22 protein-coding genes are annotated in these 23,588 nt (G+C 66.9%); 15 read left to right on the forward strand and 7 right to left on the reverse strand.

Annotated elements, in window-relative coordinates:
• Window positions 1-44: 44 nt before the first annotated feature.
• From fimW to HMPREF2716_RS02125, 4 genes are all read right to left on the reverse strand, one after another.
• Window positions 45-1,868, reverse strand: a complete 1,824-nt coding sequence (fimW, locus tag HMPREF2716_RS02110; protein ID WP_003113922.1) for a cyclic-di-GMP receptor FimW — start codon at window positions 1,866-1,868, stop codon at window positions 45-47.
• Between the two features lie 316 nt (window positions 1,869-2,184).
• Window positions 2,185-3,054: an archaetidylserine decarboxylase gene (gene asd / locus HMPREF2716_RS02115; protein WP_003095677.1), complete on the reverse strand. Its 870-nt coding sequence runs from the start codon at window positions 3,052-3,054 to the stop codon at window positions 2,185-2,187.
• A gap of 3 nt (window positions 3,055-3,057) precedes the next feature.
• Complete coding sequence (gene rhdA / locus HMPREF2716_RS02120) at window positions 3,058-3,873, reverse strand: thiosulfate sulfurtransferase (RefSeq protein ID WP_003102047.1); 816 nt, start codon at window positions 3,871-3,873, stop codon at window positions 3,058-3,060.
• Between the two features lie 74 nt (window positions 3,874-3,947).
• Window positions 3,948-5,459 (reverse strand): HDOD domain-containing protein, encoded by a 1,512-nt coding sequence (locus HMPREF2716_RS02125; protein ID WP_023518155.1) that lies wholly within the window; start codon window positions 5,457-5,459, stop codon window positions 3,948-3,950.
• A gap of 140 nt (window positions 5,460-5,599) precedes the next feature.
• Here HMPREF2716_RS02125 and motA point away from each other — a divergent pair, with 140 nt between their 5' ends.
• Window positions 5,600-6,451 carry a flagellar motor stator protein MotA gene (gene motA / locus HMPREF2716_RS02130; protein ID WP_003095674.1) on the forward strand — a complete coding sequence of 284 codons (852 nt, stop codon included), beginning with the start codon at window positions 5,600-5,602 and terminating at the stop codon, window positions 6,449-6,451.
• Between the two features lie 19 nt (window positions 6,452-6,470).
• The gene (motB, locus tag HMPREF2716_RS02135; protein WP_003095673.1) at window positions 6,471-7,514 is read left to right on the forward strand and encodes a flagellar motor protein MotB; all 1,044 of its coding nucleotides are present in this window, start codon (window positions 6,471-6,473) and stop codon (window positions 7,512-7,514) included.
• Between the two features lie 3 nt (window positions 7,515-7,517).
• On the opposite strand, the gene rsgA is transcribed toward motB, so the two are convergent.
• Entirely contained in the window at window positions 7,518-8,537 is a 1,020-nt protein-coding gene (gene rsgA / locus HMPREF2716_RS02140; RefSeq protein WP_003095672.1) for a small ribosomal subunit biogenesis GTPase RsgA, read from the reverse strand.
• A gap of 111 nt (window positions 8,538-8,648) precedes the next feature.
• On the opposite strand from rsgA, the gene orn reads away from it, so the two are divergent.
• The gene (orn, locus tag HMPREF2716_RS02145) at window positions 8,649-9,191 is read left to right on the forward strand and encodes an oligoribonuclease (protein WP_003095671.1); all 543 of its coding nucleotides are present in this window, start codon (window positions 8,649-8,651) and stop codon (window positions 9,189-9,191) included.
• Window positions 9,192-9,224: 33 nt separating this feature from the next.
• Here orn and queG read toward each other — a convergent pair whose 3' ends face one another.
• On the reverse strand, window positions 9,225-10,310 hold the full coding sequence (gene queG / locus HMPREF2716_RS02150) for a tRNA epoxyqueuosine(34) reductase QueG (protein ID WP_003110324.1): 1,086 nt from the start codon (window positions 10,308-10,310) through the stop codon (window positions 9,225-9,227).
• A gap of 81 nt (window positions 10,311-10,391) precedes the next feature.
• Here queG and HMPREF2716_RS02155 point away from each other — a divergent pair, with 81 nt between their 5' ends.
• From HMPREF2716_RS02155 to HMPREF2716_RS02210, 12 genes are all read left to right on the forward strand, one after another.
• Entirely contained in the window at window positions 10,392-11,900 is a 1,509-nt protein-coding gene (locus HMPREF2716_RS02155) for a bifunctional ADP-dependent NAD(P)H-hydrate dehydratase/NAD(P)H-hydrate epimerase (RefSeq protein ID WP_073650799.1), read from the forward strand.
• Window positions 11,888-12,355 (forward strand): tRNA (adenosine(37)-N6)-threonylcarbamoyltransferase complex ATPase subunit type 1 TsaE, encoded by a 468-nt coding sequence (tsaE, locus tag HMPREF2716_RS02160; protein WP_003106408.1) that lies wholly within the window; start codon window positions 11,888-11,890, stop codon window positions 12,353-12,355. Before HMPREF2716_RS02155 ends, tsaE begins: the two co-directional genes overlap by 13 nt.
• Window positions 12,356-12,363: 8 nt before the next feature.
• The gene (amiB, locus tag HMPREF2716_RS02165; RefSeq protein ID WP_003123571.1) at window positions 12,364-13,791 is read left to right on the forward strand and encodes an N-acetylmuramoyl-L-alanine amidase AmiB; all 1,428 of its coding nucleotides are present in this window, start codon (window positions 12,364-12,366) and stop codon (window positions 13,789-13,791) included.
• Window positions 13,791-15,692, forward strand: a complete 1,902-nt coding sequence (gene mutL, locus HMPREF2716_RS02170) for a DNA mismatch repair endonuclease MutL (RefSeq protein WP_003106411.1) — start codon at window positions 13,791-13,793, stop codon at window positions 15,690-15,692. The genes amiB and mutL overlap by 1 nt, the downstream gene beginning before the upstream one ends.
• 57 nt (window positions 15,693-15,749) lie before the next feature.
• Complete coding sequence (gene miaA / locus HMPREF2716_RS02175; RefSeq protein WP_043492425.1) at window positions 15,750-16,721, forward strand: tRNA (adenosine(37)-N6)-dimethylallyltransferase MiaA; 972 nt, start codon at window positions 15,750-15,752, stop codon at window positions 16,719-16,721.
• 105 nt (window positions 16,722-16,826) lie between these two features.
• Window positions 16,827-17,075 (forward strand): RNA chaperone Hfq, encoded by a 249-nt coding sequence (gene hfq, locus HMPREF2716_RS02180; RefSeq protein ID WP_003095657.1) that lies wholly within the window; start codon window positions 16,827-16,829, stop codon window positions 17,073-17,075.
• A gap of 12 nt (window positions 17,076-17,087) precedes the next feature.
• Complete coding sequence (hflX, locus tag HMPREF2716_RS02185) at window positions 17,088-18,389, forward strand: ribosome rescue GTPase HflX (protein ID WP_003095652.1); 1,302 nt, start codon at window positions 17,088-17,090, stop codon at window positions 18,387-18,389.
• Between the two features lie 94 nt (window positions 18,390-18,483).
• Window positions 18,484-19,686 carry an FtsH protease activity modulator HflK gene (hflK, locus tag HMPREF2716_RS02190; protein WP_003106427.1) on the forward strand — a complete coding sequence of 401 codons (1,203 nt, stop codon included), beginning with the start codon at window positions 18,484-18,486 and terminating at the stop codon, window positions 19,684-19,686.
• Window positions 19,686-20,555, forward strand: coding sequence for a protease modulator HflC (hflC, locus tag HMPREF2716_RS02195; RefSeq protein WP_003106429.1), 870 nt, complete (start codon window positions 19,686-19,688; stop codon window positions 20,553-20,555). The genes hflK and hflC overlap by 1 nt, the downstream gene beginning before the upstream one ends.
• 95 nt (window positions 20,556-20,650) lie before the next feature.
• On the forward strand, window positions 20,651-20,836 hold the full coding sequence (locus HMPREF2716_RS02200; RefSeq protein WP_003095647.1) for a DUF2065 domain-containing protein: 186 nt from the start codon (window positions 20,651-20,653) through the stop codon (window positions 20,834-20,836).
• Between the two features lie 34 nt (window positions 20,837-20,870).
• On the forward strand, window positions 20,871-22,055 hold the full coding sequence (locus HMPREF2716_RS02205; protein WP_003095644.1) for an ATP phosphoribosyltransferase regulatory subunit: 1,185 nt from the start codon (window positions 20,871-20,873) through the stop codon (window positions 22,053-22,055).
• A gap of 51 nt (window positions 22,056-22,106) precedes the next feature.
• Window positions 22,107-23,399 carry an adenylosuccinate synthase gene (locus HMPREF2716_RS02210; RefSeq protein WP_003095642.1) on the forward strand — a complete coding sequence of 431 codons (1,293 nt, stop codon included), beginning with the start codon at window positions 22,107-22,109 and terminating at the stop codon, window positions 23,397-23,399.
• Here the strand turns inward: HMPREF2716_RS02210 and HMPREF2716_RS29715 are convergent.
• The coding region (locus HMPREF2716_RS29715) for a hypothetical protein (protein WP_204372600.1) at window positions 23,374-23,588 on the reverse strand (215 nt) is incomplete at its 5' end. The genes HMPREF2716_RS02210 and HMPREF2716_RS29715 overlap by 26 nt on opposite strands.

The raw sequence follows: 23,588 nt of genomic DNA on the forward strand, positions 1-23,588 counted from the left end.
CCGGGCGGGCGCGAAAAGACGGCGAATGGAGGTGTCGGGGCAATCTACAGAGACTTCCAGAGCGAGTCAAAATCTTCCTCCCCCGCAGGCGGCCGGGCCACTGGCGCTGTGACCGGCTTATCGCTCGGGGTGTTCACCGGTTCCGCCGAGCGGTATTCGAACTGGCTGAAGCTGCCGGTCGAGGCCTGCCGGCGATTCAGCACCGCGCGCCGCTCCTCGCCGTGCAGGTTGATCTGCACCCGGCTGCCCTCCTGGAACGGCAGGCGCGGGGTGATCACCGTCGCCGGCCGCGAGATCGCGGCGATCGCCGGCAGCAGCAGGGCGCGCAGGTAGTGGCTGCTCTGCTCGGTCTTGCGCAGCAGTTGCAGGCCGCAGGGCTGTGCCGCCGGGGCGATCATCTCGATGCCCATCTGCGTGCCGCCATTGCGTACCTGGCGGATCCAGCGCACCACCGCGATGCTCCACGCCTGGCCTGGAAGGTCCTGCAGGCCGACCAGTTCGCCCGCCTGCAGTTGGGCGGGCACCTCCTTCGGCCAGCTCAGGCAATAGCCGCCGGGGCTGTGGTTGACGATGGGCAGGGCGTAGGTCGGGTAGTCCTCGGTGGCGTCAGCCTGTGCGTGGGCCTGCGGGTGCCCGGGTTGCACACTGCGGGGCGACTGGTGCGGGCGGTACTCGATTTCCTCCAGCGGCATGCCGGGCTGCCAGTCGGTGACCTTCTGTGCATCGAAGGCGCCGGCCCAGGCGTCCTGGACGTCGGCCTTGAAGCGAGGCGCCTCGGGCGCTTCCTGGATCTGCAGGACCTCGTTGAACGGGCGGCGCCCGGCGAGGAAGTAGTGCAGGGCGCTCATGCCGATGCACAGGGTCAACTGGCCCTGGCCCTGGGTGCGCTGGAAGGTACGTTCGGCGATGTCACCCCAGGCCGAGGAGAGATGTTGCAGCAGGTCCAGGGTCACCCCTTCGATCAGCGGCAGGCGTGCTTTCGCGCGTTCGGCCTCGGGCTGCAGCAGGTATTCGCGGATCAGCTCGACCAGCGGCTGGGTGTCGATGCCCAGGGCACTGGCCAGTTGGGTCTCCGGGTACAGCGAACGGTAGCGCGGCGGGCCGTCGATCTGCGGCACGGCGATGAACAGCGAGCCGGGCAGCGTCGCGCTCTGTATCGACAGCAGCTGGCTCCAGGGTTCGAGCACCTCGGCGAGCCGTGCAATGTTGTTCTGGCGCATCTGGTTGCAGCGCGCGCAGCCGAGCAGCAGCGGAATCAGGTAGGCCTGCTCGACGCTCAGGCCGGGGGTGTGCTTGGCCAGTTCGTCGCGCACCGCGAGACGATGCACGCCGCGCTGGCTGGCCAACTGGTAGAGCTGGTGGAGTTCCAGCCAAAGCCCCTCGGGGACCGGGCAGTACAACTGGCTGGCGCGGATCAGCGGCCCGCACAGGCTGCGGATCGCCCGCTGGATGCCGACCGCGAACAGCTGCGCGCGGTCGCGGCTGTTGCGCGGCGCTTCCTGGACCACGATCAGCTTGTAGCCGATGGCCAGGTGGTTCTGCAGGGCCTGGCAGAGGTTGGCGATCTTGCGCGGCCGTTCGTCGAGGACGATGGCCTGGTTGAGGAAGTGCCGTTCCAGGTGGGCGCAGACGAAATGCACCTCTGGACGGAACAGTTCGAGCAGTTGCAGGCGGGCCTCGACGGGCAGCACCAACTGGTTGAGTTCGATCAGGCCCTGGTAGAGCTGGCGCGCGGTTTCCCCGAGGTTGGCCTTGGGCAGGTGCGCCAGCCAGTACTTGATGTCCTTCGGGGTGGCGTCGCAGAAGCTCAGGTTCTGCTGCGTCGGAGTGGGGACGCGCAACGAGAGGTGGGGGCTCTGGTTTTCCATGGGGGGTTAGACGGCTCCGCTACTGAAAAGGCTCTACGGGGGATGAAGCCCCGGAGAGGTGCCGGACTTCCGATCGCCGCGGCTGCGCCTCCTCTTTCTTAACACGGGAGGCGGGTTCATCGTCGTGGCCAGGACAGGAACTGTGCGGCAGTCCGCTTTCCTGACCGAGGGGTCGGCACAGGCTCGATAGGACCTTTCCGAACTCTAGCAGCATCGAAATGGACCCGCAGCCTTCGGACGCCACGATCCCGCCGGGAGGTTCCGGCGGCGGGGAGAGACGGGACGGAGGCGCTCGGGGCGCTCCGTCCCGGCGAGGTCAGGACTGTTTCGGCAGTGCCAGGCATTCGCCCATGCGCACCGGGCTCGCTGCCCCGAGGCCGTCGTTGAACGCGACCTGCTGCGGGCCGAACAGGACGATGGCGGTGGAGCCCAGCTTGAAGCGACCGAGCTCGGCGCCTTTTTCCAGGCGGATCGGCGCACGGGCGGCTTCGTCGTAGCGGAAGGTCTTCAGTTCGCGCTTCGGCGGCGTAACCAGGCCGGCCCAGACGGTTTCGATGGAGGCTACGATCATCGCGCCTACCAGCACCACGGCCATCGGACCGCGCTCGGTGTCGAACAGGCAGACCACCCGCTCGTTGCGGGCGAACAGCTCGGGAACGTTTTCCGCGGTGGTCTGGTTCACCGAGAACAGCCGGCCGGGAACGTAGACCATCTCGCGCAGGGTGCCGGCCAGCGGCATGTGCACGCGGTGGTAGTCCCGGGGGGACAGGTAGACGGTGGCGAAGTCGCCGCCCATGAAGGGCGCGGCCAGTTCGGCGTCGCCGCCGAGCAGTTCGGCCAGGCTGTAGCTGTGGCCTTTGGCCTGGAATATCCGTCCGTGCTCGATCGGGCCGAGCTGGCTGATCGCGCCATCGGCCGGGCAGAGCACCGCGCCGGGCTCCTGGGCCAGCGGGCGGGCGCCATCCTTCAGGGCGCGGGTGAAGAAGGCATTGAAATGTTCATAGGCCTGCAGGTCCTCGACCTGCGCTTCGCGCATGTCGACCTGGTAGCGCCGGGCGAACCAGGCGATCAGGCGGTCCTTGAACCAGGTCGCCCGGCAGTCGGCGGCGAAGCCGATCAGCCGGGACAGCAGGTGGTGCGGCAGCAGGTACTGGCTGCAGATGAACAGACGATCTTTGAACGACATTCCTCAAACCTCTACAGGGGTATCGGGGTGGTTGCCCCATTCCGACCAGGAGCCGGCGTAGCCTTTGACCCGCGGGTAGCCCAGCGCCTTGGCCACCAGGTAGGTGAAGCCGGAGCGATGGTGGGTCTGGCAGTGGGTGATCACTTCCTTGTCCGGCGTGATGCCGAGGTCCTCCAGGACTTCGGCGATATCCGCGCGGATGCGCAGGGCGCGAGCCGGGTCCATGCCGGCGGTCCATTCGAAATTGATCGCGCCGGGCACATGCCCGGCCTTCGCGGCGAGCACCTTGGTACCGGCGTATTCGCTGGGGTTGCGCGCATCCCATACCGCCAGGTCGGCGGCGCCGAGGCGGCTTTGCAGGTATTCGCGGGTCGCGCTGGGCTCGTCGTGCAACGTCAGCGGCAGCGGGCCGCCGACAGGCGCCGGGACCTCGCGGTCGAGCGCCTGGGCGTCGGCGATCCAGGCCGGCAGGCCGCCGTTGAGATAGTGGTAGCGGTGGTGGCCGATCACGTCCAGCAGCCAGATGAAGCGGCCCGCCCAGCCGCCGCCTTCGTCGTCGTAGACCACGTAGGTCGCCTCCGGGCGGTGGCCCAGCTCGCCGAACAGGGCTTCCAGGTCGGCCTTCGCCGGTAGCAGGCCGGGTGCCGGGGGTTGTCCCCACTGGGTGCGTTTGGGGTCGACGAAACGCGCGCCGGGGATATGCCCTTCGGCGTAGCGGGCGGCACTGGTCAGGTCGACCAGGATCAGCTCGGGCGCGCCCAGGCGCGGCGCGAGGTCGCTGGGCTCGATCACCAATGGCAGGTCGGAGAAAACGGACATGCGAGTACCCCCGGGTTGAAGAAGGGCAGCAGTTTAACGGAAAGCGCGCCCGACCAGTGTGCCGGGCATGTCCCTCATTCCGTGTGGCGCTGGCGGCCGAACTGCTGGATCGCGCGCTCGGTGCACTGGGCGGTCTTGGCGAAGGCCTGGGCATGCAGGTCGCTGAACGGCTGGCCGCCGAGGTCGGCCAGGACCAGCATCACCACCCGCGAGCCGTTGCCCAGCGAGCGCAGCAGCAGGTGAGGCCCGGGGAACAGTTGGCGCAAGGGTTCGCCGAGGGCCGGCAGCAACTGGTCCTGGTTGTTCGGGCCGATGCGCAGCAGGGCGGGTTGCTGGAACAGTTTCTTCAGCATCGGGCTGCTGGCAATCTCCAGTTGCAATTTCTCCTGGCCCTGTTCGAGTCCGGCGCTCTGCTGCGCCAGTACGTGTACCTGGGTGCGATCGGCCACCAGCAGCAGCATCCTTTGCAGGCCGCAGGCGCGCAGCGCATCGCGGGCACAGGCGGTGAGCTGCACCACGTTGCTGAACGGGCTGGGCTCCCGGAGCAACTCGGCGCAATGCTGCCGCCACTCGGCCAGGGCTTCCGCCGAGGGCGGCGGCGGGGGTGCCGCTTCGGCACGCCAGCGGCTGGCCTGCCAGGGCCAGATCAAGGCCACCGCTGGATGCCACAGCGGCGGCCGGGCGTGCAGGCGCGCGCTTTGCGCGGCGAGCATGTGCACCTGCTGCTGGACTTCGGTCAGCGGCTGGCCCAGGTACAGGCCGGTCAGGCGCTGCCAGCGCAGCATGTGCGGCCCGTCCCAGCTCTGGTGCGCGGCGATGGCCAGGCCATTGGCGAGGAGAGTGCAGTTGGCCGGCTGGGTCAGCCAGCGGGCGAGATCGGGCTGGGCATCGAGTTGCTGTTGCTGGAGCAGGGGCGACTGATGGTCGCGGGCGATACGCAGGGCTCGAACCAGCAAGCGACGGTCGCAGGCGAGCAGGCGATAGCCCTGGATGACCCACTGCGGTAGCCGCCAGCGTTCGGCCAGCGCCAGGCAGATCGGCAGCAGGCGCATGCCCAGCAGTTCGCGCTCCACTCGCAGGGTCGGTTCGCCCTGTACCAGCACGCGTTGCTGCCATTGCTCCAGTAGCTGCGGGCGGGCGTTGGCCAGCGCCCAGACCGGAGCCATGGTCAGCAGGCTGCCCCAGTGGATTTCCTGCCAGAGCCTGGCCAGGCGCGCGCCGAACAGGCCGCTGGCCTGCTGCATGGCGTGCTGGCTGATCAGCAACATCTGCCCGAGGACCCTGGGCATCTCCGCATCCTGGATGCTCGGCAGGGTCTTCAGAAGTTGGCTCGCGCGCGCCAGGCCGAGGCGGCTGAGGGCCACCTCCAGGCTTTCCGCGGGGTTGTCGCGGGCGCTCTCGGCGCGATTGGCCTCGCGCAGGATGGACAACGCCAGCGTCGGGCTGCCCTGCAACTGGTCGGCGATCTCGCGCAGCGAGCGGCGGCTGTCGCTCAGCGCGGCGTGCAGGCCGGCATAGTGGCTGGCGGGGATCGGCAGGGGTTGCCGGTCGAGCTCTTCGAGCCAGGCGGCGAGGCGGTCTGTCATGGGTGTCGGGCTCGGTGTCGGCGAGGCGGCGAACTGGCTTTTCGAGTATTCGGACTATAGTCTTGCGGCTAGCAACCGATAACAAGAGGGAGCCTAGCAGTCCCCCTCCTTATCCTGTTCATTTCGCACGTCCGGTCCTCATGTCAAAAATCATCGGCATCATCGTCGTTTTCGCCAGTGTCCTCGGGGGCTTCCTGCTCTCCGGCGGCAAGATCGGCGCCATCATCCAGCCCTTCGAGGTCCTGATCATCGGCGGTGCGGCACTGGGGGCGTTCCTCCAGGCCAACCCGGGCAGCACGTTCATGGTGGTGCTGAAGAAAGCGCCGAAGATGTTCAGCAACCGCTTTACCCAGACCTACTACCTCGAGGTGCTGGGCATGCTCTACGAGATCCTCAACAAGAGCCGGCGCGAAGGGATGATGGCGATTGAGGCGGACATCGAGGACCCCGCGGCCAGTCCCATCTTCAGCAAGTACCCCGGCGTGCTGAAGGACGAACGGATGACCGCCTATGTCTGCGACTACCTGCGCATCATGTCCTCCGGCAACATGGCGCCGCACGAGCTGGAAGGCCTGTTCGACATGGAGCTGTCCAGTCTCAAGGAGGACCTGGAGCATCCGTCCCACGCGGTGACCAAGGTCGCCGACGCCCTGCCGGGCTTCGGTATCGTCGCCGCGGTACTCGGCATCGTCATCACCATGGCGTTGCTTGGCGAAGGCAGCCAGGCGGAGATCGGCCACCACGTCGCCGCCGCCCTGGTGGGTACCTTCCTCGGGATTCTCGCCGCCTACGGCTTCGTCGGCCCCCTGGCCGTCGCGCTGGAGCACGATGCCAAGGAAGAGTTGAACATGTTCGAGGCGATCAAGGCCTGCCTGGTCGCTTCCGCTTCCGGCATGCCGCCTTCGCTGGCCGTCGAGTTCGGCCGCAAGGTGCTGCTGCCCGCCCATCGGCCGACCTTCGCCGAGCTCGAGCAGGCCGTGCGTGGCCGCTGAGTGGAGGCACTGTCGATAGATGGACAATAACCAGCCGATCATCGTCAAGCGCGTCAAGCGCTATGCCGCCGGCCACCACGGCGGCTCGTGGAAGATCGCCTTCGCCGACTTCGCCACGGCGATGATGGCGTTCTTCCTGGTGCTCTGGCTGCTGTCTTCGGCCACCCCGGAGCAGAAGAAGGCGATTTCCGGATACTTCCAGGACCCCATCGGTTTCAGCGAAAGCGCCAGCCCCTACGTCATCGACCTCGGCGGCACGCCGACGCCGGCGCCGGACAAGACCCTCAATCCGCAGGTCCAGGCCCAGCCGGACTCCAACGAAAGCCGGATCAGCCCCGAGCAGGACCACCAGGTCAACGCCGACCAGGCCGAGAACCTCGCCGAGCAGGTTGAGCGAGAGCGCCTGGCGCTGCTGCTGCAGGAGTTGCAGAACAAGGTCGACGAAAATCCGATGCTCAAGGACTTCAAGGACCAGATCCACTTCGAGATCACCCGCGACGGCCTGCGCATCCAGATCGTCGACGCCGCCAACCGGCCGATGTTCGACCTCGGCAGCGCGCGCCTGCAGCCGTATTTCGAGGACATCCTGCTGGCCATGGCCGAGACCATCCGCCAGGTGCCGAACAAGATCAGCATCAGCGGCCACACCGACGCCAAGCCCTATGCCGGCAACGGCGACTTCGGCAACTGGGAGCTATCGGCCAATCGCGCCAACGCCGCGCGCCGAGCACTGGTCGCCGGCGGCTATCCGGAAGGGCAGATCGCCCAGGTTGTCGGCTATGCCTCGGCACGCCTGTTCGACGACAAGGACCCGCTGAACCCGGTGAACCGGCGGATCGACATCGTGGTCCTGACCCGCAAGGCGCAGAAGGCCATCGAAGGCGAGACCGGCGCTCCCGAAGCCAGCGCCCCCGCGGCTGCCCCGGGCGAGCAGCCGAAGCCGGCTGCCGAGGCACCGGCGGCGGGCGCGCAACCTTCGCTACCGGCGGACGAGGTGCAGAAGAAGCTCAACCTGTTCGACGACGGCGGCAGCCTGAAGCTGGAGCAGATCAAGGGCGACTGAGGTTCAGTAGTCCGTTTCCGGCATGCTTGCCAGAATGTGCCGGTAGCTGGCCATGCGTTGCGGCATGATGCGCCCGTCCTCCAAGGCCTGGAGCAGGGCGCAACCTGGTTCACGGTCGTGCTTGCAGTCGCGGAAGCGGCAATGTCCGAGCAGGTCGCGGAACTCGATGAAACCGGCCTCGACATCGTCTCGCGACACGTGCCCCAGGCCGAACTCACGGATGCCGGGCGAGTCGATCAGGTCGCCGCCGCCGGGAAAATGGAACAGTCGCGCGGTGGTGGTGGTATGGGTGCCCTTGCCGGTCACCGTGGAGAGGTCGCCGACACGGGTGTCGACACCCGGCAACAAGGCATTCACCAGCGACGACTTGCCTACCCCGGACTGCCCGACGAAGACGCTCACGTGAGCGTCCAGCGCGCCGCGCAGTTCGTCCATCGCCAGGCCATTGAAGGCCGACACCTCGATCAGCGGGTAACCCAGGGTGCGGTAGACATTCAGCAGCGCATCGATGCCTTCGGCATTGCTCTCGTCGACCAGGTCGGCCTTGTTCAGCAGCAGCAGCGGCTGGATGCCGGCATGTTCGGCGGCGATCAGGTAGCGGTCGATCAGGTTGGCGTGCGGTTCGGGACGCGGGGCGAAGACGATGACGATGCGGTCGACGTTGGCCGCCACCGGCTTGAGCAGCCCGCGCATGTCCGGGCGGCACAGCTCGGAGCGGCGCGGCAATTGCGCGACGATCACGCCGATGCCCTGGTTGCCGGCGCGCCAGACCACCTGGTCGCCAGTCACCAGTGCCGGCAGGTTGGCGCGCAGGTGACAGCGGGAAACCTGGCCGTCGGCGGACTCGACCTCTACCTGAACCCCGAAATGAGCGATCACCTGGCCGGTCTGCTCCGGTCCCAGGTCGCCGCCTTCCAGCTCGTCCACGGCACGCGACTCGCGACGGGCCGCCCGGGCCGCGCGTTCTTCCTGGATCTTTTCGATGCGCCAGCTCTGCCGGCGGGTCAAGTGGCGTTTGGCCATGATGCGTCCGCATGAAAAATCGGCGGCGAGTTTAACATGGGCGCGCCGCCATCATTCGCGCGGCGGCGTTCCACGCTAGAATGCACGGCATAGCGACTGGAGCGACTCCCCATGCAGAACCCGCAGAACCTTATCTGGATCGACCTGGAGATGACCGGCCTCGATCCGGACCGGGACGTCATCATCGAGATGGCCACCATCGTCACCGACAGTGACCTCAACACCCTGGCCGAAGGACCGGTGATCGCCATCCACCAGCCAGAGGAAATCCTCGCCGGCATGGACGAGTGGAATACCCGCCAGCACGGCCAGTCCGGCCTGACCCAAAGGGTTCGGGAAAGTACCGTGAGCATGGCCGAGGCCGAGGCGCAGACCCTGGCCTTCCTCGAGCAGTGGGTGCCCAAGCGCAGCTCGCCGATCTGCGGCAACAGCATCTGCCAGGACCGCCGCTTCCTCTATAGGCACATGCCCAGGCTGGAAGGCTACTTCCACTACCGCAACCTCGACGTCTCCACCCTCAAGGAGCTGGCCGCGCGCTGGGCGCCGCAGGTCCGCGAGAGCTTCAAGAAGGGCAACACCCACCTGGCGCTGGACGATATCCGCGAGTCGATCGCCGAGCTGCGCCACTACCGCGACCACTTCATCAAGCTCTGATCCGTCCGGACCGGACGGCAGGCGCCGGCCGGGCTAGGTTTCCCCGTGGCGCCGCAGGGCCCATTCCACGTGCTCGCGGACCAGCTCCGAAGGGAACCCGCGGCGCGCCTTCAGCGCCTCCAGCACCGGGATGGTCGAGGGCGCGTTGCCCAGCCCCACCGCCAGGTTGCGCAACCAGCGCTCGTAGCCGGCGCGGCGCAGCGGCGAACCCTCGGTGCGGCCGAGGAACTCCTCCTCGCTCCAGAGGAACAGTTCGGCGAGTTCGGCGTTGTCCAGGCTGTGGCGCGGCTGGAAGTCGCCCTGCCCGGTGGGGCGGGCGAAGCGATTCCATGGGCAGACGATCTGGCAGTCGTCGCAGCCGAATACCCGGTTGCCGATCAGTGGTCGCAGCTCCAGCGGAATCGCGCCCTTGTACTCGATGGTCAGGTAGGAGATGCAGCGTCGCGCGTCCAGCCGGTAGGGGCCGACGAAGGCCGCGGTCGGGCAGATGTCCAGGCAGGCCGAGCAGCGTCCGCAATGCTCGCTGTCCATCGCCGGGTCGACGGGTAGCGGCATGTCGACGAACAGCTCGCCGAGGAAGAAGTAGCTGCCGGCCTTGCGGTTGAGCACCAGCGTGTTCTTGCCGATCCAGCCGAGGCCGGCCTGTTCGGCGATGGCCTTTTCCAGCACCGGCGCGCTGTCAACGAAGGCGCGGAAACCGAACGGGCCGACTTCGGCCTGGATGCGCTCGGCCAGTTGTTGCAGACGCTTGCGGATCAGCTTGTGGTAGTCGCGGCCGAGGGCGTAGCGCGAGACGTAGGCTTTTTCCGGCGTCGCGAGGACCTGCGCCATGCGCGTGTCGCCGGGCAGGTAATCCATGCGCAGAGAGATCACCCGCAGCGTGCCGGGAACCAGCTCGGCAGGTCGCGAGCGCTTGCTGCCGTGCGCCGCCATGTAGTCCATCTCGCCGTGGTAGCCGGCCTCCAGCCAGCGCTGCAGGTGCGCTTCGTGCTCGCCCAGCTCGACGTCGCTGATACCGACCTGCTGGAACCCCAGCTCGCGGCCCCAGTCCTTGATGGACTGGGCGAGGCGGGCGGGGTCCGGCGGGGAAAGGTTGTCGGCCAGAGGCTGGGGAGTCATGGGAGGCAACGAAGACGAGGGAAAGCGAAATGGGATAGGTATAATTCTGCCAGACTGCGCGCCTGACGCCGAATCGATCCGATGACCATGACCTTCCAGCACGACGACCTGCCACTCGCCCTCTATTCCGCCGCCCAGGTGCGCGACCTCGATGCGCGCCTGATCGCCGCCGGCACGCCGGGCTTCGAACTCATGCAGCGCGCCGCCCACGCCGCCTGGCGTGCCTTGCGCCGCCGTTGGCCGGAGGCCGCGGCGCTGACGGTGCTCGCCGGGCACGGCAACAATGCCGGCGACGGCTACCTGATCGCGGCGCTGGCGCAACGTGCGGGTTGGCGAGTGCGGGTGCTGGCGGTCGCGGCGCCGCAGCGGCTTGCCGGCGACGCGGCGCAGGCGCATGCCGCCGTGCTGGCGACCGGGGTCGTGGTGGAGCCCTGGAGCGAGTGCGCCGTGCTCGAGGGCGTAGTAGTGGATGCATTGCTCGGCACCGGCCTGGCAGGTGCCGTGCGCGAGCCCTTTGCGCAGGCCATCCGCCTGGCCAACGCCGCCGACCTGCCGGTGCTGGCGGTGGATATTCCTTCCGGCTTGAGCGCCGACACCGGTGCGGTATTGGGGGAAGCGATCAGGGCGGATCTGACAGTGACTTTCATCGGCCTGAAGATCGGGCTGTTCACTGGCGAGGCGCCGGCACGGGTCGGCGAGCTGGTGTTCGACGAACTCGGCAGCGACGCCGTCGTGTTGCAAGGGCTCCAGCCCCGGGCCCACCGTCTGGCACGAAATGCCCTGCCGAGTCTGGCAGCGCGGCCGCGGACCGCGCACAAGGGGCTGTTCGGCCACCTTCTGGTGGTCGGCGGCGACACCGGCATGGGCGGGGCAGTGCTACTGGCCGCGGAAAGCGCCCTGCGCTGCGGCGCCGGGCTGGTCTCGGCGGCGACCCGCGTCGAACATGTGCCGGCGTTGCTGAGCCGTTGTCCCGAGGTCATGGCCCATGGCGTGGCGTCGGCGAACCAACTGCTGGCCCTTGCCGAACGCGCCAGCGTGCTGGTGCTCGGTCCCGGTCTTGGCCAGCGCGCCTGGGGGCGTAGCCTGCTGAGCGCTGTCCGGTCGCGACCGTTGCCGCAGGTCTGGGATGCCGACGCGTTGAACCTGCTGGCCCTGGAACCGGTCGGAGCAGGGCCGCGGACATGGATTCTGACGCCGCATCCCGGCGAGGCCGCGCGCCTGTTGGGTCGCTCGACCGCCGAGGTGCAGGCGGATCGCCCGGCGGCGGCGCTGGAACTGGCGCGTCGCTACCAGGCGGTGGTGGTGCTGAAGGGCGCCGGCAGCCTGGTCGCCGCGCCCGACGGACGACTTGCCGTCTGTTCCCAGGGGCATCCGGCGATGGCTGGTGCCGGCCTGGGTGACGTGCTGTCGGGCATCACCGGTGCCTTGCTGGCCCAGCGCGTGGAGGCGTTCGAGGCGGCCTGCCTGGCGGTCTGGCTGCATGCCGCCGCCGGTGAGCGGCTCGGCGCCCAGGGTCGTGGGCTGGCGGCGACCGATCTCATACCTACCGTTCGTCAGTTGCTCGAGGAGTGCAGTCCGTGTCTGAAGTGATCCTGTCCGCCGAAGGGGAAGACGCGATGCTCGAACTGGGCGGGCGCATCGCCCGGGCCAGCGGGGGGCAGGGGGTGATCTACCTGCATGGCGACCTCGGCGCCGGCAAGACCACCCTCTCGCGCGGCATCCTGCGCGGCCTCGGCCATGCCGGCTCGGTGAAAAGCCCGACCTTTACCCTGGTCGAGCCTTACGAAATCGGCGAGCTGCGCGCCTACCATTTCGACCTGTACCGGCTCGCCGATGCGGAGGAATTGGAGTTCTTCGGCATCCGCGACTATTTCGACGGCAGCGCACTCTGTCTGATCGAGTGGCCCGAGCGCGGTGCGGGCGTTTTGCCAACCGCCGATCTGGACATTACCATTACTGCCCAAGCGGGTGGACGGACACTGCGCCTGGTACCGCACGGTGCGCGGGGCGAAGCCTGGTGTGCCACCCTGACCATGGGAGCATGAGAAAAACGATGGGTTGGGGCTTGCGTCTGCGGACGTTGTTGACTGGGGTGATGATTCTGCTGGCCTGCCAGGTCGGCGAGGTTCTGGCCGCCGCGCAAATCAAGAGCGTGCGGATCTGGCGCGCTCCGGACAACACCCGTCTGGTCTTCGATCTCTCCGGTCCGGTGCAGCACAGCCTGTTCACCCTGGCCGCGCCCAACCGTATCGTCATCGACGTCAGCGGCGCCCAACTGGCGACCCAGCTCAACGGTCTCAAGCTCGGCAACACCCCGATCACCGCGGTGCGCTCCGCCCAGCGCACGCCCAACGACCTGCGCATGGTCCTCGACCTGTCGGCGCAGGTCACCCCGAAAAGCTTCGTCCTGCCGCCCAACCAGCAATACGGCAACCGCCTGGTGGTCGATCTCTACGACCAGGGCGCTGACCTGACCCCGGACGTACCCGCGACGCCGACCCCGAGCGTGCCGGTCACCCCGGTGACGCCGACCCAGCCGGTGGCCAAGCTGCCGCTGCCAACCAAGGGCGGCACCCGCGATATCGTCATCGCCATCGACGCCGGCCACGGCGGTGAAGACCCTGGCGCCCTTGGCCCGGGCGGGTTGCACGAGAAGAACATCACCCTGTCGATCGCTCGCGAGCTGCAACGCCAGATCAACCAGGTGCGCGGTTACCGGGCCGAGCTGACCCGTACCGGCGACTATTTCATCCCGCTGCGCAAGCGCACCGAGATCGCCCGCAAGAAGGGCGCCGACCTGTTCGTCTCGATCCATGCCGACGCCGCGCCGAGCCGCAGCGCCTTCGGTGCCTCGGTGTTCGCCCTGTCCGACCGCGGCGCCACTTCGGAAACCGCGCGCTGGCTGGCCGACAGCGAGAACCGTTCCGACCTGATCGGCGGCGATGGCAGCGTCAGCCTCGGCGACAAGGACCAGATGCTCGCCGGCGTGCTGCTCGACCTGTCGATGACCGCCACCCTCTCGTCGAGCCTGGATGTCGGCCATAAGGTACTGACCAATGTCGGCCGCATCACTTCGCTGCACAAGCGTCGTGTCGAGCAGGCCGGGTTCATGGTGCTGAAGTCGCCGGACATCCCATCGATCCTGGTGGAAACCGGCTTCATCTCGAACGTCAACGAGTCGCGCAAGCTGGCCAGCGCCAGCCATCAGCAGGCCTTGGCGCGTTCGATCACCAGCGGCATCCGCCAGTATTTCCAGCAGAGCCCGCCGCCCGGCACCTACATCGCCTCTTTGCGCGCCCAGGGCAAGCTCTCCATGGGGCCGCGCGAGCACGTGGTGCGGCCCGGAGAGACCCTGGCGATGATCGCCCAGCGCTATGAAGTGAGCATGGCCGCGCTGCGTAGCAGCAACAGCCTGTCCAGCGACAACCTGAAAGTCGGCCAGGCCCTGTCCATCCCGAGCACCGCCCTGGCGGCCCAGTGATGAGTGAAGCACCGCGTATCCAGCTGCTGAGTCCGCGGCTGGCGAACCAGATCGCCGCCGGTGAGGTGGTCGAGCGTCCCGCCTCGGTGGCCAAGGAACTCCTGGAAAACAGCCTTGACGCCGGTTCCCGGCGCATTGATGTGGAGGTCGAGCAGGGCGGCATCAAGTTGCTGCGAGTGCGCGACGACGGTCGCGGCATCCCCGCCGACGACCTGCCGCTGGCCCTGGCTCGCCACGCCACCAGCAAGATCCGCGAGCTGGAAGACCTGGAGCGGGTGATGAGCCTCGGCTTCCGTGGCGAGGCGCTGGCCTCGATCAGCTCGGTAGCGCGCCTGACCATGACCTCGCGTACCGCCGACGCCGGCGAAGCCTGGCAGGTGGAAACCGAGGGCCGCGACATGCAGCCGCGGGTACAGCCGGCGGCGCACCCGGTGGGGACCAGCGTCGAGGTTCGCGACCTGTTCTTCAACACCCCGGCGCGGCGCAAGTTCCTGCGCGCCGAGAAGACCGAGTTCGACCATCTGCAGGAAGTCATCAAGCGCCTGGCGCTGGCCCGTTTCGACGTGGCTTTCCACCTGCGCCACAACGGCAAGACCATCTTCGCCCTGCACGAGGCGCGAGACGAGCTGGCCCGCGCGCGCCGGGTCGGCGCGGTGTGCGGCCAGGCATTCCTCGAGCAGGCGCTGCCGATCGAGGTCGAGCGCAACGGCCTGCACCTGTGGGGTTGGGTCGGCTTGCCGACCTTCTCCCGCAGCCAGCCGGACCTGCAGTACTTCTATGTGAACGGGCGCATGGTGCGCGACAAGCTGGTCGCCCACGCGGTGCGCCAGGCTTATCGCGACGTGCTGTACAACGGCCGGCATCCGACCTTCGTGCTGTTCTTCGAAGTCGATCCGGCGGTGGTGGACGTCAACGTGCACCCGACCAAGCACGAAGTTCGCTTCCGTGACAGCCGGATGGTCCATGACTTCCTCTATGGCACCCTGCATCGTGCGCTGGGCGAGGTCCGTCCCGACGACCAGCTCGCGCCGCCGGGGGCGACCAGCCTGACCGAGCCGCGTCCGACCGGCGCTGCCGCCGGCGAGTTCGGCCCGCAGGGCGAGATGCGCCTGGCCGAGAGCGTGCTGGAGAGTCCGGCGGCACGGGTGGGCTGGAGTGGCGGCTCATCGGCCTCCGGCGGCTCCTCCGGCTATTCCGCCTATACCCGGCCGGAGGCGCCGCCCTCTCTGGCCGAGGCCGGTGGCGCCTACAAGGCCTACTTCGCGCCGTTACCCGCGGGCGAGGCGCCAGCCGCGTTGCCCGAGAGCGCCCAGGACATCCCGCCGCTGGGTTACGCCCTGGCGCAGCTCAAGGGCATCTACATCCTCGCCGAGAACGCCCACGGCCTGGTGCTGGTGGACATGCACGCGGCCCACGAGCGGATCACCTACGAGCGCCTCAAGGTGGCGATGGCCAGCGAAGGCTTGCGTGGGCAGCCGTTGCTGGTGCCGGAGTCGATCGCGGTCAGCGAGCGCGAGGCGGATTGCGCGGAAGAGCATTCCAGCTGGTTCCAGCGCCTGGGCTTCGAGCTGCAGCGCCTGGGGCCGGAAAGCCTGGCTATCCGGCAGATCCCTGCGCTGCTCAAGCAGGCGGAGGCGACCCAGTTGGTGCGCGATGTCATCGCCGACCTGCTGGAATACGGCACCAGCGACCGTATCCAGGCGCACCTGAACGAGTTGCTCGGCACCATGGCCTGCCATGGTGCGGTGCGCGCCAACCGGCGCCTGACCCTGCCGGAAATGAACGCCCTGTTGCGCGACATGGAAATCACCGAGCGCAGCGGCCAGTGCAACCATGGGCGTCCGACCTGGACCCAACTGGGCCTGGACGAGCTGGACAAGCTCTTCCTGCGCGGACGCTGAGCCTTGCAGCTTCGGAAGCAAAGCCCGAAGCTATGCGCTTTGTCCAAGAGCGTTCCGATGTCTTCCCTGCCTCCCGCCATCTTTCTCATGGGGCCGACCGCCGCCGGCAAGACCGACCTGGCGATGGCGCTGGCCGATGCGCTGCCCTGCGAGCTGATCAGCGTCGACTCGGCGCTGATCTACCGCGGCATGGATATCGGTACGGCCAAGCCTTCCCGGGAGCTGCTGGCGCGCTATCCGCACCGCCTGATCGATATCCGCGACCCGGCGGAGAGCTATTCGGCCGCGGAGTTTCGCGCCGACGCCCTGGCGGCGATGGCCGAGGCCACCGCGCGCGGCAGGACTCCCCTGCTGGTGGGGGGCACCATGCTCTATTACAAGGCGTTGCTCGAGGGCCTGGCCGACATGCCCGGCGCCGATCCCGAGGTGCGCGCGGCGATCGAGGCCGAGGCCCAGGCCGAAGGTTGGGAGGCGCTGCACCGGCAACTCGCCGAGGTCGACCCGGAATCGGCTGCGCGTATCCACCCCAACGATCCGCAGCGACTGATGCGGGCGCTCGAGGTGTATCGCCTCGGCGGGGTGTCGATGAGCGACCTGCGTCGCCGGCAAAGCGCTGAAAAGGCGGATTTTGACGCGTCAGGCAGGAATCAATTGCCGTATACTGTCGCTCAGCTGGCGATTGCTCCCGAGCAGCGCCAGGTGTTGCACGCGCGGATTGCGCAGCGTTTTCGCCAGATGCTGGAACAGGGTTTCATCGCCGAGGTCGAAGCACTGCATGCCAGAAGTGACTTGCATGCAGGATTACCGTCTATTAGAGCCGTGGGTTACCGTCAGGTGTGGGATTACCTGGATGGCAAGCTGTCCTACGCTGAAATGACCGAACGCGGCATCATCGCTACCCGCCAGTTGGCCAAGCGCCAGTTCACCTGGCTGCGAAGCTGGAGCCATCTACACTGGATGGACAGCCTAGCAGGTGACAATCTGCCGCGTGCCTTGAAATACCTGAAAACGGTCTCCATATTGGCCTGAGACCTTAATTTGTCCGTCTGTTTCCGGAGCGAGACCGGAGTTTGGACGGCGCCAAGTCACCCTATTCGACTACTTCAAACTACGATCCTTAAAGGAGTGCGGCACATGTCAAAAGGGCATTCGCTACAAGACCCTTACCTCAATACCCTGCGGAAAGAACGCGTCCCGGTTTCCATCTATCTGGTCAACGGCATCAAGCTGCAAGGCCAGATCGAGTCCTTCGACCAGTTTGTCATCCTGCTGAAGAACACCGTCAGCCAGATGGTTTACAAGCACGCGATCTCCACCGTGGTACCGAGCCGTCCGGTGCGTCTGCCGAGCGGTGACCAGCCGGCCGAGCCGGGCAACGCTTGACGGGAGTCCGCTTTGTTCTTTGAGCGCCCAGGTGGTGGGGAACAGGCTGTTCTGGTGCATCTGGAAGGGCAGAACCCCGAGGCGCGTGAAGACCCGCAGGAGTTCCAGGAGCTGGTGCGTTCGGCCGGCGCGGAAACGGTGGCATTCGTCAGCGTCTCCCGCCACCAGCCGAGCGCCAAATATCTTATCGGCAGTGGTAAGGTCGAGGAGTTGCACGACCTGGTCAAGGCCGAAAACGTCGAGCTGGTGATTTTCAACCACACCTTGACGCCCAGCCAGGAGCGCAACCTCGAGCGAGCGTTCGAGTGCCGCGTACTCGACCGGACCGGGCTGATCCTCGACATCTTCGCCCAGCGCGCACGTACCCACGAAGGCAAGTTGCAGGTGGAACTGGCGCAACTGGAGCACATGAGCACGCGGCTGGTACGCGGCTGGACCCACCTCGAACGGCAGAAAGGCGGTATCGGCCTGCGCGGTCCGGGCGAGACCCAGCTGGAAACCGACCGACGCCTGCTGCGCGTGCGCATCCGCCAGATCAAGCAGCGCCTGGAGAAGGTCCGCAGCCAGCGCGAGCAGGCTCGACGCGGGCGCAAGCGCGCGGATATCCCGGCGGTCTCCCTGGTCGGCTATACCAACGCCGGCAAGTCGACCCTGTTCAATGCGCTCACCGCCTCCGAGGTGTATGCCGCCAACCAGTTGTTCGCCACCCTCGACCCCACCCTGCGTCGTCTGCAACTGGACGATCTCGGGCCGGTGGTGCTGGCCGACACGGTGGGCTTCATCCGTCACCTGCCGCACAAGCTGGTGGAGGCCTTCCGCGCTACGCTGGAAGAGTCGAGCAACGCCGACCTCCTGCTGCACGTGATCGACGCCTACGAGCCCGAACGGGATGCGCAGGTCGAGCAGGTGCTGGCGGTGCTCGGCGAGATCGGCGCCAACGAATTGCCGATGCTCGAGGTCTATAACAAGGTCGACCTGCTACCCTCGGTCGAGCCGCACATCCAGCGCGACGACTCCGGCAAGCCGGTGCGCGTCTGGCTGTCGGCGCAGACCGGCGAAGGCCTCGACCTGTTGCGCCAGGCCATCGCCGAGCTGCTCGGCGAGGACCTCTTCGTCGGGACCTTGCGCCTGCCCCAGCGGCTCGGGCGCCTGCGCGCCCAGTTGTTCGAACTGGGCGCGGTGCAGTCCGAGGCGCACGATGAGGAAGGTTGTACCCTGCTGCAGGTGCGCCTGCCGCGGGCCGAGTTGAACCGCCTGGCGAGCCGCGCTGGCTGGCAGCCGGCGGAGTTCGTTGCGCAACACACTTTGCAATAAAGCCCGTATCGCTGCTTTTGGCAGCGGGCAGGGCATTCGGTAGCATGGGTGGCCGCGCCGCAGGCGCGTTTCGCGTTACTAGATGGAGAGCGCTATGGCTTGGAACGAGCCGGGTGACAACTCGAACAACAACGATCGAGACCCGTGGGGAGGCCGCCGCGGTGGTGGTGGCGGCGGTGGTGACCGCAAGGGGCCGCCCGACCTGGATGAGGCTTTCCGCAAGCTTCAGGACAGCCTGAACGGGCTGTTCGGTGGAAAAAAACGCAGTGGCAACGGTTCCGGCTCCGGTTCCGGCGGCAAGGGCGGTGGCCTGGGCCTGTTCGGCATCGGCCTGGCGATCCTCGCCGTGCTCTGGCTGTACAACGCCATCTATGTGGTGGACGAGCAGGAGCAGGCGGTCATCCTGCGCTTCGGCAAGTATTACGAGACGGTCGGTCCCGGCCTGAACTTCTACTTCCCGCCGATCGACAAGCGCTTCCAGGAGAACGTCACCCGCGAGCGTGCGTACAGCAAGCAGGGGCAGATGCTCACCGAGGACGAGAACATCGTCGAAGTGCCGCTGACCGTGCAGTACAAGATCAGCAACCTGCAGGACTTCGTGCTCAACGTCGACCAGCCCGAGGTCAGCCTGCAGCAGGCGACCGAGAGCGCGCTGCGGCATGTCGCCGGCTCCACCACCATGGACCGGATCCTCACCGAAGGCCGCGAGCAGATGGCGACCGAGGTGCGCGAGCGCCTGCAACGCTTCCTGGATACCTACAGGACCGGTATCACCGTGACCCAGGTGAACATCCAGAGCGCCCAGGCCCCGCGTGAGGTGCAGGAAGCGTTCGACGACGTGATCCGGGCCCGCGAGGACGAGCAGCGCGAGAAGAACCAGGCCGAAGCCTATGCCAACGGCGTGGTGCCGGAGGCGCGTGGCCAGGCCCAGCGCATCATCGAAGAAGCCAACGGTTACCGCGACGAGGTGATTTCGCGCGCCCAGGGCGAGGCGGATCGCTTCTCCAAGCTGCTGGTGGAATATCGCAAGGCTCCGGAAGTGACGCGCGAGCGTCTGTACCTGGACACCATGCAGGAAGTCTTCAGCCAGACCAGCAAGGTGCTGGTGACCGGTCAGCAGGGGCAGAACAACCTGCTCTACCTGCCGCTGGACAAGATGATCGATGGTCGTAACGCCGCCCCCGCTACGGGTGCCGGTGCTTCCGCCGGTGGTGGCAGCGCCAGCGCTTCCGACCTGGGGTCGCGGATCGTCAACGACCTGCGCCAGCAAGACGCGCGTACGAGGGAGAGCCGCTGATGGGCAACAAGTCTTTGATCGCTCTGATCGTCGGTGTCGTCGCCGCCATCGTCCTGTGGAACAGCGTCTACGTAGTCCAGCAGACCGAGCGCGCGGTCATGTTGCGCTTCGGCCGGGTGGTCGAGTCCGACGTCAAGCCGGGCCTGCACTTCAAGATCCCGTACGTCAACCAGGTGCGCAAGTTCGACGCTCGCCTGTTGACCCTGGATGCCCCGACCCAGCGCTTCCTGACCCTGGAAAAGAAAGCGGTGATGGTGGATGCCTATGCCAAGTGGCGGGTGGCGGATGCCGAGCGCTTCTACACCGCTACCTCGGGCCTCAAGCAGATCGCCGACGAACGCCTGTCGCGGCGTCTCGAAGCGGGTCTGCGCGACCAGTTCGGCAAGCGTACCCTGCATGAAGTGGTATCGGGCGAGCGCGACGCGCTGATGGGCGACATCACCGCTTCGCTGAACCGCATGGCGCAGAAGGAGCTGGGTATCGAGGTGATCGACGTGCGGGTCAAGGCCATCGACCTGCCGAAGGAAGTCAACCGCAGCGTCTTCGAGCGGATGAGCACCGAGCGTGAACGCGAGGCCCGCGAGCACCGCGCCAAGGGTCGCGAACTGGCCGAAGGCATTCGTGCCGATGCCGATCGCCAGCGCCGGGTAATCGTTGCCGAAGCCTACCGCGAGTCGGAAGAGACCCGCGGTGACGGCGACTCCAAGGCTGCCGCCATCTACGCCAAGGCCTACAACCAGGATCCGGAGTTCTATTCCTTCTACCGTAGCCTGAAGGCGTATCGCGAAAGCTTCGCCGAGAAGCGCGACGTACTGGTGCTCGATCCGAGCAGCGAGTTCTTCCGCTATCTGAACAAGGCCAACAAGTAATACTCGGTTCTCCGGCGGGCGGCAGCGCCCGCCGGAGAAATCGTGTTATGATGAGCCAGCCGGGAAATCCCGGCTTTTTTGCGTCCGCGAGAATCATGTGGCAGGAATTCGGCATCGCTTTTTGTCTCGTGCTGGTGCTGGAAGGCATCCTGCCGTTCCTGTGTCCGCGACAATGGCGCGAGGCGGTCACCGGCATCGGCCGGCTGAGCGACCGTCACCTGCGTCTCGTGGGGCTGGGCAGCATGCTGCTCGGCACCCTGCTTCTTTACTGGATTCACTGATGATGTGCCGCCCGGCTGAAAGGGGAGAGGCGAAATGGCAACGGTAGACCGCTGGCTGCTGCCAGATGGGATCGAAGAGGTGCTGCCCCCGGAGGCGGCGCGCATCGAAGCAGCCCGCCGTCAGGTGCTGGATCTGTTCCACCGCTGGGGTTACGAGTTCGTCGTGACCCCGCATATCGAATACCTGGAGTCGCTGCTCACCGGCGCGGGACAGGATCTTGACCTGCGCACCTTCAAGGTGACCGACCCGGCGTCCGGCCGGCTCATGGGTTTCCGTGCCGACATTACGCCGCAAGTGGCGCGGATGGATGCGCACAGCCTGCGCCGCGAGGGACCGAGCCGCCTGTGCTATGCCGGCAGTGTGCTGCATGCGCAGCCGCGCGCGCTGTCCACTTCGCGTAGTCCGATCCAGCTGGGCGCCGAGCTGTACGGCGATCCGAGCCCTGCCAGCGATGTCGAGGTGATCAGCCTGATGCTGGAAATGCTCGAGATGGCGGAAGTGCCGGACGTGCACATGGACCTCGGCCATGTCGGTATCTACCGCGGCCTAGCGCGCGCGGCAGGGCTGTCCGGCGAAGTCGAGCAGCAGTTGTTCGATGCCTTGCAGCGCAAGGCGGTGGACGAGGTCGAGGCGCTGACTGCAGACCTGCCTGCCGAGCTGCGCGGCATGTTGCGTGCGCTGGCCGAGCTATGCGGCGGCCGCGATGCGCTGGAGCAGGGCCGTGCCCGTCTGGCGGCGGCGCCGGCCGATGTCCAGGTGGCGCTGAACGAGCTGATCGAGATCGCCGATTCGCTGGCTGGACGTTTCCCCGGCTTGCCGCTGTATTTCGATCTCGGCGAGCTGCGTGGCTATCACTATCACACCGGCGTGGTGTTTGCGGCCTTCGTGCCCGGCGTTGGCCAGTCCATCGCCCAGGGCGGTCGCTATGATGATATCGGTGCCGATTTCGGGCGCGCCCGCCCGGCCACCGGTTTCTCCACCGATCTGAAAAGCCTGGTCACTCTCGGCCAGGCCCGGTTGGACCAGGCTGTATCGGGTATCTGGGCGCCGGCCGAAGGGGCCGGGCTCTGGCAGGCGGTGCAACGACTGCGCCGCGACGGGCAGCGTGTCGTCCAGGCTCTGCCCGGGCAGGATGCGGCTTCTGCGCGCGAGGCGGGCTGCGACCGGCAGCTGGCGCTGCGCGATGGCAATTGGCAGGTGGCGCCGCTGGCGTCCTGAGATTCCGCCGGCCGCGGCCGGCATCGAACTTCCACGATGGGGACAAGTGTTATGGGTAAGAATGTCGTAGTCCTGGGCACCCAATGGGGTGATGAGGGCAAGGGCAAGATCGTCGACCTGCTCACCGAGCAGGCGGCTGCCGTAGTTCGCTACCAGGGTGGTCACAACGCTGGCCACACCCTGGTGATCGATGGCGAGAAAACCGTCCTGCACCTGATTCCATCGGGCATCCTGCGCGAAGGCGTGCAGTGCCTGATCGGCAATGGCGTGGTGCTGGCGCCGGATGCGCTGCTGCGCGAAATCACCAAGCTGGAAGAGAAGGGCGTGCCGGTGCGCGAGCGCCTGCGCATCAGTCCTTCCTGTCCGCTGATCCTGTCCTATCACGTCGCCCTCGACCAGGCGCGCGAGAAGGCCCGCGGCGAAGCCAAGATCGGCACCACCGGTCGTGGCATCGGCCCGGCATACGAGGACAAGGTGGCGCGTCGCGGCCTGCGCGTCGGCGACCTGTTCCACCGCGAGCGCTTCGCCGCCAAGCTGGGCGAGCTGCTGGACTACCATAACTTCGTCCTGCAGCACTACTACAAGGAGCCGGCCATCGACTTCCAGAAGACCCTGGACGAGGCGATGGAGTATGCCGAGCTGCTCAAGCCGATGATGGCCGATGTCGCTGCGACCCTGCACGACCTGCGCAAGCACGGCAAGGACATCATGTTCGAAGGCGCCCAGGGATCGCTGCTGGACATCGACCATGGCACCTATCCCTACGTGACCAGTTCCAACACCACCGCTGGCGGTACCGCCACCGGTTCCGGCTTCGGCCCGCTGTACCTGGACTACGTACTGGGTATCACCAAGGCCTATACCACTCGCGTCGGCTCCGGTCCGTTCCCGACCGAGCTGTTCGACGACGTCGGCGCCTACCTGGCCAAGCGCGGCCACGAGTTCGGCGCCACCACCGGTCGCGCTCGTCGCTGCGGCTGGTTCGATGCCGTGATCCTGCGCCGCGCCATCGAGATCAACAGCATCTCCGGCCTGTGCCTGACCAAGCTCGACGTGCTCGATGGTCTGGACGTGGTGCGCCTGTGCGTCGGCTACAAGAATGCCGATGGCGATGTGCTGGAAGCGCCGACCGATGCCGACAGCTACATCGGCCTGCAGCCGGTCTACGAGGAAATGCCCGGCTGGAGCGAGTCGACCGTGGGTGCGAAGACCCTGGAAGAGTTGCCGGCCAACGCCCGCGCCTACATCAAGCGCGTGGAAGAACTGGTGGGTGCGCCGATCGATATCATCTCCACCGGTCCGGACCGCAACGAAACCATCATCCTGCGCCATCCATTCGCCTGAGGCGGATAGCGGGGCGATGACGGAACGGGCTGCGCATGCGGCCCGTTTTCATTTCCGGGGTCGGCGCCGCGGCGAGCGGGGGAAGGTGGCGTGGCTCGAAGGGAAAAATCGCGGACAACAAAAAGCCGAGCGATGCTCGGCTGTTTGTCTTGAAGATGGTGCCCAGGAGAAGACTCGAACTTCCACGGT

The organism is Pseudomonas sp. HMSC076A11, from assembly GCF_001810205.1.
GTDB lineage: Bacteria > Pseudomonadota > Gammaproteobacteria > Pseudomonadales > Pseudomonadaceae > Pseudomonas > Pseudomonas aeruginosa.

What these genes read in the sequence shown, in the direction of transcription:
- fimW (WP_003113922.1), bottom strand. Translation starts at nt 1,868, where the DNA reads ATGGAAAACCAGAGCCCCCACCTCTCGTTGCGCGTCCCCACTCCGACG.
- asd (WP_003095677.1), bottom strand. Translation starts at nt 3,054, where the DNA reads ATGTCGTTCAAAGATCGTCTGTTCATCTGCAGCCAGTACCTGCTGCCG.
- rhdA (WP_003102047.1), bottom strand. Translation starts at nt 3,873, where the DNA reads ATGTCCGTTTTCTCCGACCTGCCATTGGTGATCGAGCCCAGCGACCTC.
- HMPREF2716_RS02125 (WP_023518155.1), bottom strand. Translation starts at nt 5,459, where the DNA reads ATGACAGACCGCCTCGCCGCCTGGCTCGAAGAGCTCGACCGGCAACCC.
- motA (WP_003095674.1), top strand. Translation starts at nt 5,600, where the DNA reads ATGTCAAAAATCATCGGCATCATCGTCGTTTTCGCCAGTGTCCTCGGG.
- motB (WP_003095673.1), top strand. Translation starts at nt 6,471, where the DNA reads ATGGACAATAACCAGCCGATCATCGTCAAGCGCGTCAAGCGCTATGCC.
- rsgA (WP_003095672.1), bottom strand. Translation starts at nt 8,537, where the DNA reads ATGGCCAAACGCCACTTGACCCGCCGGCAGAGCTGGCGCATCGAAAAG.
- orn (WP_003095671.1), top strand. Translation starts at nt 8,649, where the DNA reads ATGCAGAACCCGCAGAACCTTATCTGGATCGACCTGGAGATGACCGGC.
- queG (WP_003110324.1), bottom strand. Translation starts at nt 10,310, where the DNA reads ATGACTCCCCAGCCTCTGGCCGACAACCTTTCCCCGCCGGACCCCGCC.
- HMPREF2716_RS02155 (WP_073650799.1), top strand. Translation starts at nt 10,392, where the DNA reads ATGACCATGACCTTCCAGCACGACGACCTGCCACTCGCCCTCTATTCC.
- amiB (WP_003123571.1), top strand. Translation starts at nt 12,364, where the DNA reads ATGGGTTGGGGCTTGCGTCTGCGGACGTTGTTGACTGGGGTGATGATT.
- mutL (WP_003106411.1), top strand. Translation starts at nt 13,791, where the DNA reads ATGAGTGAAGCACCGCGTATCCAGCTGCTGAGTCCGCGGCTGGCGAAC.
- miaA (WP_043492425.1), top strand. Translation starts at nt 15,750, where the DNA reads ATGTCTTCCCTGCCTCCCGCCATCTTTCTCATGGGGCCGACCGCCGCC.
- hfq (WP_003095657.1), top strand. Translation starts at nt 16,827, where the DNA reads ATGTCAAAAGGGCATTCGCTACAAGACCCTTACCTCAATACCCTGCGG.
- hflK (WP_003106427.1), top strand. Translation starts at nt 18,484, where the DNA reads ATGGCTTGGAACGAGCCGGGTGACAACTCGAACAACAACGATCGAGAC.
- hflC (WP_003106429.1), top strand. Translation starts at nt 19,686, where the DNA reads ATGGGCAACAAGTCTTTGATCGCTCTGATCGTCGGTGTCGTCGCCGCC.
- HMPREF2716_RS02200 (WP_003095647.1), top strand. Translation starts at nt 20,651, where the DNA reads ATGTGGCAGGAATTCGGCATCGCTTTTTGTCTCGTGCTGGTGCTGGAA.
- HMPREF2716_RS02205 (WP_003095644.1), top strand. Translation starts at nt 20,871, where the DNA reads ATGGCAACGGTAGACCGCTGGCTGCTGCCAGATGGGATCGAAGAGGTG.
- HMPREF2716_RS02210 (WP_003095642.1), top strand. Translation starts at nt 22,107, where the DNA reads ATGGGTAAGAATGTCGTAGTCCTGGGCACCCAATGGGGTGATGAGGGC.